The sequence below is a fragment of the Polaromonas sp. genome (assembly GCF_012927485.1).
In the GTDB taxonomy this organism is placed as follows: Bacteria; Pseudomonadota; Gammaproteobacteria; order Burkholderiales; family Burkholderiaceae_C; genus Polaromonas.
On record NZ_JABBPC010000013.1, the window covers coordinates 173,510 to 191,474 of the forward strand.

16 protein-coding genes and 1 tRNA gene are annotated in these 17,965 nt (G+C 53.5%); 5 read left to right on the plus strand and 12 right to left on the minus strand.

Annotated elements, in window-relative coordinates:
* Positions 1 to 86: 86 nt before the first annotated feature.
* The 4 genes from arcC to arcD are packed head-to-tail and all read right to left on the minus strand — an operon-like array spanning position 87 to position 4,760.
* Positions 87 to 1,019, minus strand: coding sequence for a carbamate kinase (gene arcC, locus HHJ16_RS06770; RefSeq protein ID WP_293641779.1), 933 nt, complete (start codon positions 1,017 to 1,019; stop codon positions 87 to 89).
* A gap of 2 nt (positions 1,020 to 1,021) precedes the next feature.
* Positions 1,022 to 2,023 (minus strand): ornithine carbamoyltransferase, encoded by a 1,002-nt coding sequence (argF, locus tag HHJ16_RS06775; RefSeq protein ID WP_293641781.1) that lies wholly within the window; start codon positions 2,021 to 2,023, stop codon positions 1,022 to 1,024.
* 23 nt (positions 2,024 to 2,046) lie between these two features.
* Complete coding sequence (gene arcA / locus HHJ16_RS06780; RefSeq protein WP_293641783.1) at positions 2,047 to 3,264, minus strand: arginine deiminase; 1,218 nt, start codon at positions 3,262 to 3,264, stop codon at positions 2,047 to 2,049.
* Positions 3,265 to 3,278: 14 nt separating this feature from the next.
* Positions 3,279 to 4,760: an arginine-ornithine antiporter gene (gene arcD / locus HHJ16_RS06785; protein WP_293641784.1), complete on the minus strand. Its 1,482-nt coding sequence runs from the start codon at positions 4,758 to 4,760 to the stop codon at positions 3,279 to 3,281.
* A gap of 331 nt (positions 4,761 to 5,091) precedes the next feature.
* Between arcD and HHJ16_RS06790 the strand changes: the two genes are divergently transcribed.
* On the plus strand, positions 5,092 to 6,006 hold the full coding sequence (locus HHJ16_RS06790) for a DNA ligase (RefSeq protein WP_293641786.1): 915 nt from the start codon (positions 5,092 to 5,094) through the stop codon (positions 6,004 to 6,006).
* 23 nt (positions 6,007 to 6,029) lie between these two features.
* On the opposite strand, the gene HHJ16_RS06795 is transcribed toward HHJ16_RS06790, so the two are convergent.
* Positions 6,030 to 8,318: an arginine/lysine/ornithine decarboxylase gene (locus HHJ16_RS06795; protein WP_293641788.1), complete on the minus strand. Its 2,289-nt coding sequence runs from the start codon at positions 8,316 to 8,318 to the stop codon at positions 6,030 to 6,032.
* 191 nt (positions 8,319 to 8,509) lie between these two features.
* Between HHJ16_RS06795 and HHJ16_RS06800 the strand changes: the two genes are divergently transcribed.
* The 4 genes from HHJ16_RS06800 (at position 8,510) to HHJ16_RS06815 (ending at position 11,089) form a co-directional block, all read left to right on the plus strand.
* Positions 8,510 to 8,935, plus strand: a complete 426-nt coding sequence (locus HHJ16_RS06800; protein ID WP_293641790.1) for an NfeD family protein — start codon at positions 8,510 to 8,512, stop codon at positions 8,933 to 8,935.
* 24 nt (positions 8,936 to 8,959) lie between these two features.
* Complete coding sequence (locus tag HHJ16_RS06805) at positions 8,960 to 9,871, plus strand: stomatin-like protein (RefSeq protein ID WP_293641792.1); 912 nt, start codon at positions 8,960 to 8,962, stop codon at positions 9,869 to 9,871.
* 153 nt (positions 9,872 to 10,024) lie between these two features.
* Positions 10,025 to 10,114, plus strand: a tRNA-Ser gene (locus tag HHJ16_RS06810).
* A 705-nt stretch (positions 10,115 to 10,819) separates the two neighbouring features.
* A complete protein-coding gene (locus tag HHJ16_RS06815) occupies positions 10,820 to 11,089 on the plus strand; it encodes a hypothetical protein (RefSeq protein ID WP_293641794.1) in 270 nt (89 codons plus the stop codon).
* A gap of 48 nt (positions 11,090 to 11,137) precedes the next feature.
* On the opposite strand, the gene HHJ16_RS06820 is transcribed toward HHJ16_RS06815, so the two are convergent.
* The 7 genes from HHJ16_RS06820 to HHJ16_RS06850 all read right to left on the minus strand — a co-directional run bounded on the left by HHJ16_RS06820 (position 11,138) and on the right by HHJ16_RS06850 (position 17,643).
* Positions 11,138 to 12,034: a hypothetical protein gene (locus HHJ16_RS06820; protein ID WP_293641796.1), complete on the minus strand. Its 897-nt coding sequence runs from the start codon at positions 12,032 to 12,034 to the stop codon at positions 11,138 to 11,140.
* A 15-nt stretch (positions 12,035 to 12,049) separates the two neighbouring features.
* The gene (locus HHJ16_RS06825) at positions 12,050 to 12,259 is read right to left on the minus strand and encodes a hypothetical protein (protein WP_293641798.1); all 210 of its coding nucleotides are present in this window, start codon (positions 12,257 to 12,259) and stop codon (positions 12,050 to 12,052) included.
* Positions 12,260 to 12,700: 441 nt separating this feature from the next.
* On the minus strand, positions 12,701 to 13,060 hold the full coding sequence (locus HHJ16_RS06830) for a hypothetical protein (RefSeq protein WP_293641800.1): 360 nt from the start codon (positions 13,058 to 13,060) through the stop codon (positions 12,701 to 12,703).
* A gap of 959 nt (positions 13,061 to 14,019) precedes the next feature.
* On the minus strand, positions 14,020 to 14,562 hold the full coding sequence (locus HHJ16_RS06835; protein ID WP_293641801.1) for a hypothetical protein: 543 nt from the start codon (positions 14,560 to 14,562) through the stop codon (positions 14,020 to 14,022).
* Positions 14,559 to 14,864 carry a hypothetical protein gene (locus HHJ16_RS06840; RefSeq protein ID WP_293641802.1) on the minus strand — a complete coding sequence of 102 codons (306 nt, stop codon included), beginning with the start codon at positions 14,862 to 14,864 and terminating at the stop codon, positions 14,559 to 14,561. Before HHJ16_RS06840 ends, HHJ16_RS06835 begins: the two co-directional genes overlap by 4 nt.
* A gap of 160 nt (positions 14,865 to 15,024) precedes the next feature.
* The gene (locus HHJ16_RS06845; RefSeq protein ID WP_293641803.1) at positions 15,025 to 15,648 is read right to left on the minus strand and encodes a recombinase family protein; all 624 of its coding nucleotides are present in this window, start codon (positions 15,646 to 15,648) and stop codon (positions 15,025 to 15,027) included.
* 735 nt (positions 15,649 to 16,383) lie between these two features.
* Complete coding sequence (locus HHJ16_RS06850; RefSeq protein WP_293641804.1) at positions 16,384 to 17,643, minus strand: tyrosine-type recombinase/integrase; 1,260 nt, start codon at positions 17,641 to 17,643, stop codon at positions 16,384 to 16,386.
* Positions 17,644 to 17,965 lie beyond the last annotated feature (322 nt).

Sequence of the window (17,965 nt, forward strand, 5' to 3'; positions counted from 1 at the left end):
TCGGCTACACGTTCATTTCCAAGTTCTTAAATCCATAAAACCGGCTTATCGGCGCAGGGATTTTACAAATCCGGAATCGAAAAATGTTAAGCGTACAACGTTGTTTTGCAACCTGCGCTGACCGTCGTTCCTGCACCACTTTCAGAGAGCGATTCGATATCGCCTAGCGCGCCGATAGTGGCAGGTTTTCCAGTCGCCTCCGTGAAACTACATGCCGCCAATACCTTTGGGCCCATCGATCCCGCGCTGAAATCAAGTTCACGCAGCTTGCTCGGTGATATTTCACGTAGGGCCCGCTGTGAAGGCGTGCCCCAATCAACGTATACCGCCTTGACGTCAGTGGCAATAATCAATCTATCTGCTGAAATATCGGTAGCCAACAAGGCGCTTACGAAGTCTTTGTCAATAACCGCTTCAACTCCGCTGCGGGTCTGCCCGTTTGCCGAGACAGCAATCGGAATACCACCCCCGCCGGCGCAGATGACGACGGCACTCTTTTCCAGTAGCCATCGGATCGACTGTAATCCCACAATACGCTTGGGTTGTGGTGAGGCGACGACGCGGCGATAGCCATCGCCATCCGGCGCAACCTGCCAGCCTCGCTCTTGGGCAATGCGTTCTGCGTCCGCTTTTTTATACATCGGACCGATAGGTTTGGAAGGGATTTGAAACGCAGGATCCTTCGGGTCGACTTCAACCCGAGTCAGCAAGGTCGCGATGACGCGTGATGCGGGCAATTGGTTAGCCAGCTCCTGTTCCAGCATATAACCAATCATGCCCTCCGTCTCGGCACTGAGCACATCCAGCGGATAGCTTGAGACGGCGGTGTAAGCGGCTGCCTGCAAGGCGAGCAGACCGACCTGCGGACCGTTGCCATGCGTGACAACAAGCTCATTACCCGCTGCCAGCTTTGCTATTTGCACTGCCGCGATGCGAATATTTTTGAGCTGATTGTCCGCCGACAGAGACTGCCCGCGCTTGAGCAGGGCGTTACCGCCAAGTGCGACCACTATGCGCATCGTTAGCTTCCAAGTGTTGCGATCAGCACGGCCTTGATGGTATGCATGCGGTTCTCCGCCTGAGTAAATACGATTGAAGCCTCGGATTCAAATACCTCCTCCGTCACTTCCATCTCGGCAAGGCCAAACTGTTCATGAATTTTTTTGCCCACTACCGTGTCGATGTTATGGAATGCGGGCAGGCAGTGCATAAAACGAGTACGCGGTTTTCCGCTTGCCTGCATCAAGGCTGTGTCGACGCGATAAGGTTTCAACAACTTGATACGCTCGGCCCAGGCGCTGTCTGGCTCGCCCATCGATAACCAGACATCTGTGTAGATGAAGTCAGCCCCTCTCACCGCGATCCGGGGATCCTCTTCCAAGGTGATTTTGGCGCCGGTTTGCTGCGAAATGTTGATCGCTTTAGCCACAATATCGTCATGCGGCCATAGCGCTTTGGGTGCCGCAAGCCGAACATCCATGCCCATCGTGGCACCGCCAATCAACAGAGAATTACCCATGTTGGAGCACGCATCGCCGACGTAACAAAAGGCCATCTCGTGAAGCGGCTTCTCTGCGAACTCTTCCATCGTCATGAAGTCTGCCAATATCTGCGTCGGGTGAAATTCATCGGTGAGACCATTGAACACCGGCACATGGGCGTATTTTGCGATGTCCTCCACGACATGCTGGTGAAAACCGCGATATTCAATGCCGTCATAAAGCCGCCCCAGCACCCGCGCTGTATCTTTGAGCGTCTCTTTGTGTCCAAGCTGAGAACTGGACGGGTCAATGTAGGTGACGTGTCCACCCTGATCGTAAACAGCAACCTCGAACGCACAGCGAGTCCGGGTAGAACTTTTCTCGAAAATAAGTGCAATATTTTTACCTTTCAAGCGCTGCACTTCGTTGCCGGCATATTTGGCACGCTTCAATTCCTGCGCCATATTGAGCAAATAGCGAATATCACGGGGAGAGTAATCGAACAACTTTAGGAGACTGCGATTGCGTAAGCTGTAGCCCATTTCTGATACCTCGATTTGTTTTGTTAAATAGGGTCGCGCTCAATCGGACAGGTCATGCAGTGCCCCCCGCCGCGCCCACGGCCCAACTCTGCGCTGGGAATGGTGATGACTTCAACGCCGGCCTTGCGAAGCAGCGTGTTGGTGTGGGTGTTGCGGTTGTAGGCAATGACCACTCCGGGGGCCAAGGCGACGACATTGTTGCCGTCATCCCATTGTTCGCGCTCGACTTCATAGGCATCTCCGCCGGTGGCTACAACCCGCAATGCCTTGAGCCCGATACTGCTGGCCACCACCTCCAAAAAAGGCCTCGCTTCGATGGTCAGTTCAACCGCCCCGAGGCTTTCGCTGGGGCGCAAGCTGTAAGTTTTTATTTGATTCACCATTTCAGGAAAAATGGTCACAAGATCCCGATCACAAAAAGTGAAGACGGTATCGAGATGCATCGCGCCGCGAGATTTCGGCAGTTGCGCGGCAATGACATGTGTAGCCGCTCCTTTTTCAAAAAGAGCTTTAACGACTTGCGTAACCGCTTGCGGAGAAGTGCGCTCACCCATGCCGAAAAGAACTACGCCATGCCCAATCGGCATGACATCACCGCCTTCAAGTGTGGCAAGGCCGTGATTCGTATCGGGGTTCCCCCACCAGACATTGATTTGACCGCGAAAGCTTGGGTGAAATTCATAAATTGCGGCCATCAACAGTGTTTCGCTTCGCCGCGCTGACCAGAACATGGGGTTAAGCGTGACACCGCCGTAAATCCAGCAATTGTTATCGCGCGTGAAGAGCATGTTCGGCAATGGCGCGATGACAAAATCAGCGGTGTCCAGACTGTTGCCGAATAGGCCCTGCGGCTCAAACGGCAGTTCCGCCCGAACTACCCCCCCTATCAATCGCTCCGCCAAGACCGTGGGTGGCATGCTTTCAAACCAAGAACGCAATTGCCCTGCCATGTCAGCCCCCACGGCATCTGCGGAAAGTTTGCGATCCAGCACCCATTTTCTTGCCTTCTCGTCAGCCATGATGTCGGCCAGAAGATCATGCACTTCCAATACCTCCACGCCGCGCTCTTGCATGGCATTCACGAAGGCATAAAAGTCGGTCTTGGCTTGCGAGACCCAAAGCACATCATCGAAAAGCAACTCGCGACAATTACTGGGGGTGAGTCGTGCCTGTGCCAGGCCTGGGCGGCAAACAAGCACTTTGCGCAACTGTCCGACTTCAGAATGAACGCCTAAGGTCATTTGTTTCGCCCTGTTTATAGTTTCAGAGTACCGGTGTAAAGCGAATAAGCGGCGGCCAACGCCAACACCACCACGATCATGAACACGACCAGTTCAAAGCCTTTGAAGAGCGGCTTGCCTTGTTCGCGTTTGGCCATGGCGTAAAGCACTATCCCTGGCGCATAAAGCAATGCGGAGAGCAGCAGATATTTAAGCCCGGCGGCATACAGCAGCCAGACACAATAAACGGTTGCCAATGCCCCAATTCCCAGGTCCCGAGGACGCGCGTTATCGCCGCTGCTGTAACCCTCGCTGCGCCATGCGGTCAACGCCGCATAGACGGCGCTAAAAAGATAGGGCACCAGAATCATCGAGGTCGCGAGCGAGATCAGTGCGAGATAGGTGGCATTGGAGATCAACGTAATCAGCAAAAATAGTTGCACCAGTCCGTTAGTAAGCCACAGCGCATTGGCGGGCACGCCGTTTGCATTTTCCCGAGTCAAAAATTTCGGCATCACGCCATCCTGCGCCGGCGTAAACAGGGTTTCAGCAGCCAGTAAGGTCCAGGCCAGCAACGCACCGCCGACTGAAACCATCAGACCTACTCCGATCATCGTCATGCCCCACGGGCCGACAACTTTTGCAAGGACGCCCGCCATTGAAGGGTTTTTAAGAACTGCTAATTCAGGCTGCCCGAGGACGCCCAATGACAGCATCGACACCCCCATCAACAAAATCAGTGTAAAGATGAAACCGGCAATGGTTGCCTTCCCCACATCCTCACGATTTTCGGCACGGGCTGAATAGACATTCGCGCCCTCAATTCCGATGAAAACCCAGACTGTAATCAGCATCGTGCTCTTGACCTGATCCAAGACCGATCCGAGTTTGGTGGTACCCCAAAAATCCAAACGAAAGGTGCTGATATTGAACGCCGCGATGAGCAACCCGAGAAACAAGACCACGGGCACGATTTTGGCGATCGTGGTGATCGCGTTCAGCACGGCCGCTGCACGGATTCCACGCAAGATCAAGAAGTGCAGCGCCCACAGCATGATCGATGCGCCGATCACGGCCGCCGTGGTATTACCTTCTCCGAACACTGGAAAAAAAAATCCGAGCGCGCCAAAAAAGGCTACCAAATAGCCCACATTACCGACCCAGGCACTGACCCAGTAGCCCCACGCCGAGTTGAAACCAATGAATTCTCCCGAGCTGGCGCGCGCATAGGCATAGACGCCGTTGTCCAGGTCTGGTTTGCGGGCTGAAAGCGTTTGATAAACCAACGCCAGCATCAACATTCCAAACCCGGTAATCAGCCAACCGATAAGAATGGCCCCTGCTCCAGCCCCATTCGCCATGTTCTGCGGCAATGAAAAAATACCGCTGCCAATCATTGATCCGACAACGAGGGCAGTCAGCAACCCAAGCCGCAGCTTGCGAGGGGCTGCACCGGTTACTGTCGGAGGTTGGGTCGGAACACCACTCCTGGCCTTCAATGCATGATTAACCGTCATGAATCTCCTCCGTTTGAGTAGGCTCGAACAACTACAAAGCATCGACACGGTACATTCGAAATGTAGGCGCAATTACGAAGCGCCGTGTTCTTCTTTTTTTCAGAAGTGGCGATTGAGCCGCACGCAAGCGATTAGGCGATGTCCGGTGGTTTAAAGTCAGCGCTTGAAACCTCCTCCTTTCGTGTTTCCAGAACTACCGCTGGAACGCGCTGATGCTTGAAGGGATAAAGGTGTTCTAGCTTTTTAAATACCATTGTTGCGATGGCCCACCCTGCCCGCCCGTAGTGGGGAAATGCAGTGGTTACCCATAAATCCAGATCCGGAAATACTTATGCGACCTCATCCTGCCCGTCTCCTCGTTTCCAAGGGTATCTTTCAAGTCTCTGCGCTCACACTGCTACTGGGCTTTGCGGGACTGATAGCGCCGGCGCTGCCTTTGTGGGCGGCCGAAAGCGGCCCGCCGCTGATGCTCGCCAAGGTTTACCATGCGGGCATTTCATTACCAGACTACTGGGTTAGCGAAAAGCTGGATGGCGTTCGCGGTTACTGGGATGGCGAAAAACTCATGACGCGTGGTGGAGAGCGCATTGCCGCTCCGGCGTGGTTCACTGCGGGCTGGCCCAAGGTGTCCATGGATGGCGAGCTTTGGGCTGGTCGCGGGCAGTTTGCCAAAGCGGTTTCAACCGTGCGCCAGCAAACGCCTTCCGACGAGGCCTGGCGCGCGATGCGTTTCATGGTGTTCGACCTGCCGGCGCAAGGCGGCCCCTTCACAGAACGAATTCCCGCATTAAACGGATTGGTGAGCCAAATCGACCAGCTATGGGTGCAGGCGGTGGCTCAATTCAAGGTGGCAAACCAGCAAGCCTTGCAGCGCTTGCTGGTCGCAACCGTGAAGCAGGGCGGCGAAGGTCTGATGCTGCACCGCGGAGCATCCATTTACAAAGGCCAGCGTACGGACGATCTGCTAAAAGTCAAACTACATGAGGACACGGAAGCACGCGTGATTGCGCATATTCCCGGCAAAGGCAAATACTTTGGCGGACTTGGAGCGCTGCTGGTGGAAATGCCAGCGACTGACAGCAAACCGGCGCAGCGCTTCAAATTAGGAACTGGTTTCACGGATGCCCAGCGGCAAGACCCACCGCCGATAGGAACGCTGGTGACCTATCGGTTCAGAGGTTTCAACCACAGCGGCATTCCGCGCTTCGCCAGCTTCATGCGGGTACGCGACGATCCGTCCTTATGAGAGCGGACAGCGACCGCTTCCTGCTATTTCTTGACGCAGTCAGCGTAGTAGCGGACTTTCCCCTTGGCGTCGACCGCCTCCACCAAACCGTGGATATCCGTCTCGAAACCGGGGCAATGCCCGTTGAACTCACGGGCAAACTTCAGGTAATCAACAATTTTCTTGTTGAAAACCTCGCCCGGAATCAGCAGCGGAATGCCAGGCGGGTAAGGCGTCACGAGTCCGACGGTGATGCGGCCTTCCAGATGATCAATTTCCACGCGCTCAGTGGTGCGGTGGGCGATGTGGGCATAAGCATCGCTGGGCTTCATCGCCGGGGCCAAGTCGCTCAGGTAGACATCCGTCGTTAGCCGGGCGATGTCGTACTTGGCGTACATGGCATGAATGTGTTGGCACAAATCTGCTAAACCCATGCGCTCGTACTTGGGATATTTTTTACAGAACTCGGGCAGAATTCGCCACATCGGCTGGTTTTTGTCGTAGTCGTCCTTGAACTGCTGCAGCGCCGTCAGCAGCGTGTTCCAGCGTCCTTTGGTAATGCCAATGGTGAACAGGATAAAAAAACTGTAAAGACCCGTTTTTTCGACTATCACACCATGTTCCGCTAAAAACTTGGTCACGATGCTGGCTGGAATTCCTGTTTTGGCAAACTTGCCGTTGAGGTCCAGGCCGGGGGTGACAATGGTTGACTTGATGGGGTCCAGCATGTTGAAGCCGGTCGCCATTTGTCCAAAGCCATGCCAGTTGTTAGCACCGTTCTTCGCCGTCTTGGCACTGCGCGACTCACCCTTGATGATCCAATCCTCGGCCAGGCCAATACCCTCTTCCACTAGTTTGTCCGGTCCCCAGACCTTGAACCACCAGTCTGCGCCATATTCTTCGTCAATTTTGCGCATGGCCCGGCGGAAATCGAGGGCCTCAGCAATACTTTCCTCTACCAGCGCCGTGCCGCCTGGCGGTTCCATCATGGCGGCAGCAACGTCGCAACTGGCAATGATGCTGTACTGCGGCGACGTAGAGGTATGCATCAGGTAGGCTTCGTTAAAAAGCGGCCTGTCGAGCTTGGTGTTTTGTGAGTCCTGCACCAGCACCTGGCTGGCTTGGCTGATACCGGCCAGCAGTTTATGAATCGACTGGGTGGCGTAAACCACGGCATCTTTCGGACGAGTTCTGTTTTTACCCATGGCATGGTAGCAGCCATAAAACGGGTGAAACGCCGCATGCGGCAGCCAGGCCTCGTCAAAGTGCAGGTTGTCCACGTAGCCGTCAAGCATGCCCTTGATGGTCTCGGTGTTGTAGAGCACGCCGTCGTAAGTCGACTGTGTCAGGGTCAGCACGCGCGGCTTGACCTTTTCGGGGTCGACACCCTTGAGCAGCGGGTTGGCCTTGATCTTGGCCTTAATGGCTTCTGGTTCGAATTCGCTTTGTGGAATGGGACCAATGATGCCGAAATGGTTTCGCGTCGGCTTCAAAAATACGGGTACAGCCCCCGTCATGATGATGGCGTGCAGGATGGACTTGTGGCAGTTGCGGTCCACCACCACGACGTCGCCGGGCGCCACGGTGTAGTGCCACACAATCTTGTTACTGGTCGAAGTCCCGTTGGTCACAAAGAAGCAGTGATCTGCATTAAAAATTCGTGCGGCATTGCGTTCCGACGCAGCCACTGGTCCGGTGTGATCCAGCAGCTGCCCAAGTTCTTCCACCGCGTTACAAACGTCAGCGCGCAGCATGTTTTCGCCAAAAAACTGGTGGAACATCTGCCCCACCGGGCTTTTCAGAAACGCCACCCCGCCTGAATGACCCGGGCAATGCCATGAATAAGACCCATCTTCAGCGTAGTCAAGCAAGGCCTTGAAAAAGGGAGGCTGCACACCTTCCAGGTAGCTTTTGGCTTCACGAATGATATGGCGTGCCACGAACTCTGGCGTGTCTTCAAACATGTGAATAAAGCCGTGCAGTTCGCGCAAGATGTCGTTCGGGATATGGCGCGAGGTTTTTGTTTCGCCATACACATAAATCGGCACGTCGAGATTTTTGCGGCGGACCTCTTCGATAAAATTGCGTAAGTTCAAGACCGCTGGATCAAGATCGGGCCCGGGCGTGAACTCCTCATCATCGATCGACAAGATAAATGCGCTCGCACGGCTCTGCTGTTGGGCAAATTGCGACAGATCCCCGTAGCTAGTGACCCCAAGCACCTCGAAGCCCTCGCTTTCAATGGCTTGCGCCAGCGCGCGAATACCCAGACCAGAGGTATTTTCAGAACGAAAATCTTCGTCGATGATGACAATCGGAAAGCGGAATTTCATGGCGTTTGCAGCAATTCATAAGCGCCCTGAACCTGTCGGAGGGCATGGAGAAACGCTTGGTGGGCATAGACAGGTTGAGCCCGAACGATTTGATTCAAGACTGCGAAGTGTAAGGAAATATTGTGTCGATGCGCTTGCGCCGAGGTGTATTGGCCCCAAAATGTAGCGCATTGTCGACATAAGGAGTGAATATGGGTGAATCAACCATCTGGTGGCTGTTTGCGGGCGGCGCGATCGCCGCCGAACTACTGACAGGAACTTTCTTCCTATTAATGATTGCACTGGGAATGGCGGCTGGGGCGCTCGCCGCAAACTCTGGCACCGACACAATAGTGCAACTGCTGGTGGCCGCAGTCGTTGGGGGCGGCGCGGTGGTTGCCTGCTACCTGATTAAGAGAAAACGCCCGTCAGACCTTCCCGCCCGTGCCGATCGCAGCGTCAATCTGGATGTCGGCGAGACCGTTCTCGTCGAGGAATGGAACGCCGACGGGACCGCCACCGTCAAATACCGTGGCGCCAACTGGACCGCCATACAACGGGGAGGCAACACACCTTCCGTGGGGCTTCATCGGGTTGCCGAACTGGTTGGCAGCCGGTTGCTGGTCGACAAACTTTAGTCAACAACACAAGAAAGTTTTTTCATGGAAATCGCAATTTTAATTTTTGTCATTGCCGTCATCTTCATCACCCGCTCCATCAAAGTGGTGCCGCAACAAAATGCCTGGGTGATTGAGCGCTTGGGCAAATACCACGGCTCACTGGCACCGGGATTGAATTTCCTGATTCCTTTTATCGACCGGGTAGCCTACAAACACAGCCTCAAGGAAATTCCGCTCGACGTACCCAGTCAGGTTTGCATCACCCGTGACAACACACAACTGCAAGTCGACGGCATTTTGTATTTCCAGGTAACCGATCCGATGCGCGCCAGCTACGGCTCATCCAATTACATCGTAGCCGTCACGCAGTTAGCTCAGACATCGCTGCGTTCGGTTATCGGCAAGCTTGAGCTGGACAAAACGTTTGAGGAACGCAACATCATCAATGCACAGGTGGTTGCAGCGATTGACGAAGCCGCATTGAACTGGGGCGTGAAAGTGCTGCGCTATGAAATCAAGGATTTGACACCGCCAAAAGAAATCCTGCACGCGATGCAGTCGCAAATTACCGCCGAGCGTGAAAAGCGTGCGCTGATTGCAGCATCCGAAGGTCGCCGCCAAGAGCAGATCAACATCGCCACTGGCGAACGCGAAGCTTTTATCGCCCGCTCCGAAGGTGCAAAGCTCGCTGCCATTAACAACGCGCAGGGCGAGGCAGCGGCGATTATGGCGGTTGCAGAGGCCAATGCAAAAGCCATTGAAATTGTTGCAACGGCGATTCGCCAGCCCGGCGGGGAGCAGGCCGTTCAACTCAAGGTCGCAGAGCGCGCCGTCGACGCTTACTCGCTGGTAGCCAAGGATGCCAAAACCACCCTTATCGTGCCGAGTAACATGACCGAAGTTTCGGCCTTGATCACGTCAGCCATGAAAATGATGCAGGCCAACAAAGCTTAACAACGGACCAGTCAGACGAGACGCAACGAGCGCGAATCACGATGGAGCAGCTGGAAAGGCACCGGTATCAGAGCACCGTTCACTAGCGGGCAAATTTCAGACTATCGTTTGCTCCGGGAAAGGCTGTAGCACTGCTACAATTGCCAACTTCGCGGAAGGGTGGATGAGCGGTTTAAGTCACACGCCTGGAAAGCGTGCGTGGGGTTATACCCACCGCGGGTTCGAATCCCGCCTCTTCCGCCAACGTATAAAAACCTGATAAAAGTGAGTCAAATCAACGACTTACGATTATCAGGTTTTTTGCTTTTCACACCTGTAATTCACACCTCGTTGAGGCAGCACGGTGGATGGTCTTTGCTCTCCGTTCCGGAACGGACAGAGGCTTCCTCTGTCTGCCACCCTTGGATTTCACAGGGGGGTTTCCGGGGTTGTTTTCCGTAAGTGGTTGATTTGATTGGGGTTTGAAGTCTCCACCACGTGGTGGAGAGCTGCCCTCCCGGAACTTCTGCATGCTCTGTGCCTTAGCCTCACGTATGTCCTCTACCGTCTTCGTCCCGTTGGCTATCGAGATCAACTCATAGGCTCTCGATGAAGACAGGCTGTTGCTGTCTTCGCTGGGCGGTGCGGAAAAAACCAACCTTGCTGAAAAGCAATCACACGTCTGAGGGGTGGTTGCTGTGAGTTTCGCAATCGTTGCGATTGAATTTTGAAGCGTCTGCTGTTGCGTATTCGCCACTGTAAAACTTCAGCGTGATGCTCTCCGATAGGGGATCAAAAGGGATGTTTTTTAGGGCACTACATTCTTTCGGTATTCCAAGACAATTCTCCCCATTTGGAGAACCTCCCCAATCGTCAACTGTACGGCGTAGTTGGTTATTGAATTATTTTCTAGACGTGCGTTTTTCTGTGGTCAATCATCGGGTTTTTCAACCATGCGAAAGACCCCCAATGAAAATCTTTAGAACCCTGCAAACCCTGGCCTTGGATATTGGCGACTCCATCATGAAAGCAATTGGCTATGAGTGCAGCTTTGGAAAGGGGGATAGTTTCCATCCCCAAGACCGGCCCATAGATCATGGCGTTCTTGGTCTTTCATGGAATGCATCTGATCCCGGAGAATTCGCAGAATATGGCATTTGGTATCTTGGCTACTTTCTTCTATTGAGTCACATTCCTTCACAGGAAGCGTGGAGGAATCGGCAGCGACTGCGCGGCTGAAGGAACATCGAAGGAGCCCCAGTGATGGGGCTTTTTTAATTCCGGGGCTTACACCAAGCCAGCCCGGGCAGCGGCGGCTGGTGTCATCCAATGCCCGTTAACTTGGCATTCATGCACGCCACTCCCGTTGGTTCTCACGGGAACCCCACCAGCCCTCAAAGCATTCAAGCTGGGAGGTGTCGAAGATAGCCAGTTATCAGCCAGTGCTTTATAGCCACCCACATCAGCGCTGCGCAACTGCTTATTGATGGCATCCTGAAGCTGTCCCTGATGATTCGCTTTCGCCCATGCCCAAAATTCAGGGGCATCAGCAGCACCAATGCCAGACCGTGACTGAATGGCGCTGTCTGCCTGCTGCTGGTACACAGCCTTAATGGCGGTCAATCGTTGCTGACTATCTGCCAGTTCCAAGCCTGAAGCCTGTGAAAACTTGCGGGTTAAGGAAGCATCATCAAGGCGACCCAGTGCAACCCCGATCCCTTGCGCCGTGATCATCTCAAGGGACTCTTGCGGCAGGGGCTCAAGGGCTGCATTCACTCCTTCCATCACAGCATCAGGAATATAGGAAATATCACCTTGGATATTTTGCGGGGCTTCCACGGGGCCTGATCCTGCGACATAGGTGCCATCAGCCCCCTTCGTAAGGCGACCTTCAGAGACCCAGAAGGATGCCTTGGCCTGCATTCCATCAAAGCTGATCAAAGTATCAGGGTTGATATCGGCTGCACTGATGGCCCTACCTGCGGTACTTCGTGCAGTGGCCTCCCAGCCTTCAGAAGATTCATGGCCTGAGTTGCCACGGGAGATCGTGTCTGAACTTTCGGTGATGATGTTGCCTGCACTGGTGACACGGTGAACAGGCATTTCCTCCCTGATCTGTGGGCCGTGGGTCTGGAATATTTCCTCTTCAGGAACATAGGCTGAATAACTCTGGAAATTGGACATGGTGATTTACTTTCTTTAAACGTTGGCTGTGGTCATCGGTGCATAGACCGTGGGCTCTGGCTTGGCTAGGACCATCGCAAGATAAGCCGGGGAGGTTCCCAGCGCACCAGCAATAGAAACTAGCGTGTGACGCGGGTCATTGAAGTAGTTATTCAAAATTTGAGGACTGACAGTGGACCCGCAATATTTGGAAATATGGGCGAGCTTGGCGGGGGAGTAGTTCATGGAGATTCTTTCAAAGGATTGGTTGATAACATGGGCTGAAAGGTCAGCCGACATTGGCGAGGTTTGGGGTTGCTACGTTGGGAAAGTGGCGCATCAAGGACTTTATTTCGAGCGTCATAAGGTAGCTCTGAAGGGCCTGCTTGGGGTCTGCGCTGGTGGGGCGGTCAATCACATCGTTCAGTAGGCGGTGGGCCTTGGCACGGAAAGGGTCTGCACGATTAGCGGCTGAGATTGCCTTTTCTAAAGCACCTCGAGGCTTGCTGTTGTACTTGGTCCTGTCTCTGGTGCGGTTGCACTCTCGGCAGATAAGACCGGTTCCTACCCTATTCCGACTGGTAAGTTCTACGTTGCAACCCCGATAATTGCAGTTCCTGTGAAATGCCGTGTACGTGCCTTGGTCATCACTCCTCTCGGTACTGCCCAGCTTTAACTCATTGGGTGTCATTGCGGAGCCCTTTCATAGCGGTTGTTTGGGGGTGTTAAACCCACAGAATAGTCAGGCGAGGCTGCCCTAGCCAAGATGGTTTTGAACGGTTTGGGAGCCTCTGGAGCCGCTGAAGGGATCAGGTGAAGAACCACGATCTGTGCTTCCTGTTTGAAGGCAGGAATCAGCATCAAGGTACGGCCTCCGATCGGTCTCCACTTGTGATCAATCCCGTTCAATGTGACCCGCTCCACCTGTCCTGAAGTAAGACCGGGGGAGAGACCAGTTAGGGCCAGCAGTGCATAGCCACACCATGTATGGGTCAGGTGGGCGCTGTCAGGCATCGCATGAAAGCTGACCTGATTGGATGTGGTCATGCGACTTCCCCCTGTGACAAGGCAAAAGCAGCATCAGTGAATCTTCCGGTAGCCTCAAGGACAAGAGCCAAAGCAGCCCAAAGGGGAAAGCATGGGTTCAGCTTGAGATAGCCTGAGAGGGTGGTTCCCACGGCCTCATTAGCTTCTGGAGCGTCAACGCCTGCATGGTGGAGCAGCGAGCGAAGCCGTGAGGTTGAAGCCGGTTCTATCCAATTTGGGGCATGTAGTCCAGCGGCTTTGATGTGGCTTCGCATGAATGCTTCATCAGCGAAGTCTTGCCTCAAGTCCAAGGTTGCCCACGTAGCAAGCTTCGCCGCTCTTGCTTGCCTGCCTGCTTCAAGGTCGGCGGCTGTGAAGGCTCTGCCGGGTTGGTTCGCCCGGAAGTTTTGCTGGGAAAACCTGCTGGAATCGGCAGGGGAAGGGATTAGTAGGGTTTGCATGATTTGAGTTTTTCAAGGTAAGACAGGCACGGCAATGCTGAGACTGCCTGATGGTGGATGTCTGAAGGTGGACTCTACAAAGCAGCGGAGCTGTGAGACCTAGATTCAGTGCTTCAGGGATGGTGCCGGGAATTGACTATTTGGTTGATCAAATAATCATTGCCACAGCGGAGCTTCTAAAGATGTTCCCTTGGTGGTCCGCGAAGCGGTGAGACCTAGGGGGATGCTTCAGGAGGTGGGTTCTGGAGAATTGACTACTTGGTTAATCAAATAATCATTGCTCCAGTGGAGCTTCTAAAGATGGTCTTTGGATATGCCAAGGAGTGGAGACCAAAGCCGGTGTCTTTATTTGCTGATCAGGGAGGAAGTATTATTTGGAACAATCATGTAATCACTGCTCCAAGGGAACCAGCTTCAGCTTGTCTGGTGGCTGTCTATAGGGTGTCGTTACTGTCCCTTTGTAGGTTGCAAATGAGAATTCATCGTCAGGTGTCCCTCTCTTAGTGGGGGTTTAAGGAATCAATACGGGACATCTTCCGGTGGGATGTTGGCTGGAACTGGACACGTTGAAGACTCCCCTTCACAGACTCGATACAGTTTCTCAAGATATGCTGAAGTTGCTACCCGGTGACGGTACACAGCACGGGGACGGTAGACAAAGACTTCACCTACAAAGAAATGGCCCTGTGACCGTGTTTCCTTAACCAACAGGCCAGCAGATAGCATCTGAGCTTGGATGGTGCGTATGGTGTCGGGAGTACCAAGTTGCTTATTGCGTCGAGCAATCAAGCATTCTGTGTCTTCCGTGTCAGCATCAGCGAACTGTCCCAGCACAGCAGCCATCGTCGATATGTAGTTGGCATTCAGTCGCTTGGCGTCAAGGATGTCTGTTGCGAACTCCCTGATCAGCATTGCCTTTTCATCATCTGGGTTGACTGCCTGCCGATAGGTAGCCTTTGAAAGTCTTGCAAAGAACTCGGCTTCTACTTCTGGTGTCCAGTTAGGGTCAGGGATCGGTGCATATTTGGCCTGTACTTCAGCACGGGATAGCTTGAGGGTCACTGGAGAGCCGATGTAGGGGCACGGTCAGTGAACGGGGTTGCCAGCTTCTCCAGAACGGCAATCTCTGAAGCCCTTGTCTCGGGGCTGTACTGCACATGGGCCAGATAGGCAGCCATCGCACGGCGGGCCACCAAGGACAGGCTCGGTATCTTGTTTCCACGAAGCCGCACAGAGGCAACAAAGGAGCGCAGGGCGCTTGCCTCTTGGGGGCGTAGGTTCAAAACCAAGGTGGTGCTTCCGGCAGACTTGAGGTATCTCGCGTGGACCTTGCCGGTGTTATTTTTGGGATAGGGAGGGGTCATGGGGTGAGCCTTATTGGAAAGTTGAAAAGACAAGGCCAACACAGGAGAGGTGCAGGCCATTGAAAAAATTTGAAAAGCAGAGAATCAAAAGCACAGCCGTAAAAAAACCAGCACTTGGCTGGCTTGTTTTGAAGCGGTAGGTTCTCCTAAGGTCAGTAGTTCAAGCCCCGGCAGCAGCCTTTACAAGCCTTGCCAGTGTTGAGCGGGATGCCCCGGTAGCCTTACAGACTTCAGTCCATGACACGCCCTTGTCAAGCATCGCAAGGATGTTGTTGTTGCGGTCTGCGTCTGCTGGCCTTCCAGTGTATTTGCCTGCTTCCTTTGCTTTGGCTATGCCTTGGCTGGTGCGGCGGCGGCGATCTTCGTAATCCTTACGTGCAATGGCTGCAAGCATGTCTAGCATCATGTCGTTCAGTGCTTCCATCATGCGCTGGGTTAGGTCGTCACCACCCCCAGTAGCCAGCCGCCATGAGGTAGGCAGATCGAGAGCAACCACACGCACACGCTTCTCCTTAATCTTGGCTTTCAACACATCCCAGTCAGAACCAGTGAGGCGGGACAGGCGGTCTACCTGCTCCACAAGTAAAACCTCACCGGGGTTGCAGCTATCCAGCAGCTTGAACAATTCGGGCCGGGCCAAGCTGGCTCCCGATTCGTTCTCGCTGTAGAAGGTGACGATGTTCAGGCCATGCTCTGCACCAAAAGCAACTAAATCAGCCTTTGCTCGTTGGCTGTCTTGCTGAGACGATGAGGCCCTAAGGTAAGCGCGTGTGATGAGTGTCATGTTATTCCTTGCCGGTTCGTTTTGAATGGTTCGATAATAACAGTTCTTTTTAGATGGTTCGATAATTCTTTTTGATACTGCTTTTTATGTGCTTGGGCTGGTGCTGCTGAGGCATACCCAAATCGAACCACTGCCAAGGCAGGGTGAACATTGGTATCGTGTGGCGCGAGACCTTGGCCCCTTACCCGGCATCACTTGGGCAGCATGAGGCCCCCCTATGCTTCATCCTGAGGGTGGCAAGGGGGTACACGGGGGAGTCGCCGTGTGGGACTTCTCGTATATCCCGCAGACATTTTTGGTGGAAAAGTTGGCTGTGCGAATTCGCACATCGGGTCAATGTGCGTTCTCGCGTAACGCGTGCTTCTATGGTATTTTCTGTTTGTAACAAAAAACAACAGTGAGGGCAGGAAAATGACCAAGAAGAAGGCCTCGTGGTGGGACATCGCGGGGAACACAATATATGTAGTGATCGGTGTTGCGGTTGTGCTTGCTTGGTACGACAGCACCTTCAACCCTGATATGACCTATATGTGTCGCTACTACATTGGAGAGCATCCGATAGGTGGTGATGCCTACTTGAATAGCTCCACTCTCGATAGCGTCATGGCCTGCCGCTTAGATCAGCGCCGCTACGGACAAACCTTTAGACCCATACGTAGTTGCACGGTAGAGGACATTGAGTACTCCAGCACTCATCCTAAAAATACGCGCTATTGCATAGTTAGATAGGCCCCTTCACAGAGTGCCCAAAGCCCCCGGATAAACCACCTTCGCCATTGCTTCCCTTTTTTGTGCCATCGAGGAGCCTGAAGAATAGAGGCCATAGGTCATGGTCTGCTTGTGGTGGCCCACATGATCAGCAGTGATGCCTTCATCAACCCCTGCTCGGTGCATCATGGTGACCAAGGTGTTTCGGGTACTGTGGAATACATGGCTCGGGCCAAACCCAAGGCTCTTCTTCAGATGCCCATAACGCTTCCCTTGGGGGCTGGTGCGGTTGCCGTACTGGTTATCTGCACTGGATGGGACAAGATAGCCATCAGTCGATGCGGCCAGCATACGGGCCACCAATGGGGCCACTGCGGGATGAATGGGAACTTGCCTCACCCCTGCCTCAGTCTTTGATTTTTCAATGGTGAAGATCCCTTCTTTACAGGTTGCTGCGGTAAGTTGGCCTAGCTCCTCGATTCGTGCCCCCGTGTAGGCTCCAAGTGCAATGAGATCGGCAAGGGGTTGGTCTTTCTTGGCAATGGCTGCAAGATAAATGGTGTTCAATTCGTCCGGTGTATATGAACTGCCGCTTCTGCCTGTCTTGGTCTTGACAGCAACCTTCAGAGCCAGCTTGAAGGCTCCCACAAATGGATCTGGGGCCACCATGCTGACCACGCTGGCATGTTGGAAGTAGGCCCAAAGGGATCGGCATCCATTACCAAGCCGTTCAAAGCTAGAGGCTGTTGTTCCCTTTGCCAGTAGCTTGTCTGTCCACACCTTAATCTTTTGTGGCTGGAGTGCTTCCAAGTACACGAAGTGATCAGCCAGCCTTTTCATGTCCCTGTACTGCTGATCGATGGTCTTCTGCACCACGCGAAGTGATCCCTTCCAATCATCAACGAGAGGAGCAAGCAGTGTTGCAGTCCCCTGCCCTGTTGCCATGTTGAACAAGAGCGCTGCATGTTCAGGAGTGCTGGCTTTTGAGGCCATCTTTTCGGCCATCTCCTCGATGACAAATTGCACCCCTTCATCATCTGTCGACATGTACTCATTCCGAAGGGATTCCCAGAAGGTATCTCTGGCGTTGGGCAGTTTGCCTTGAGCCTTGGCAATCTCAGCCTTCCACCCAACAACCAAGGCATTGGCCCTGCGCTGGGCTTCTGCCTCGCTCTTGCACTTTGTGGACTGATAGAACCTCACACCACGCCCAATGATGTGGCGCACTTCCGGCGGGATGGTCAGGTTGGCATAGTAGATATTGGACTTGCGGATGAGGTAAGACATGGGGGAAGTATGACATTTTCACACCCATCATTCACACCTAATTACCTGCCAACCTATAGCTACAGAGGTGAAATTCCACAAAACTTATCCCAAAATGGAAAGTCCCGCCTCTTCCGCCAGTAAATACTAAAAGCCCATGTAGATCATGGGCTTTTTTTCGTCCACATATTTCGACTATGAAAACAACTATCAATTTGAATTATGACGATGACGTTGCGAAATTTATCAAATTGTGGAGTTGAATCGCCCCGGGTTTGAACTGACCCCCAGAAGTTGGACATTGTGCTCCCGCCGATCAGACGGTATTTTTCAGCCGGTATTC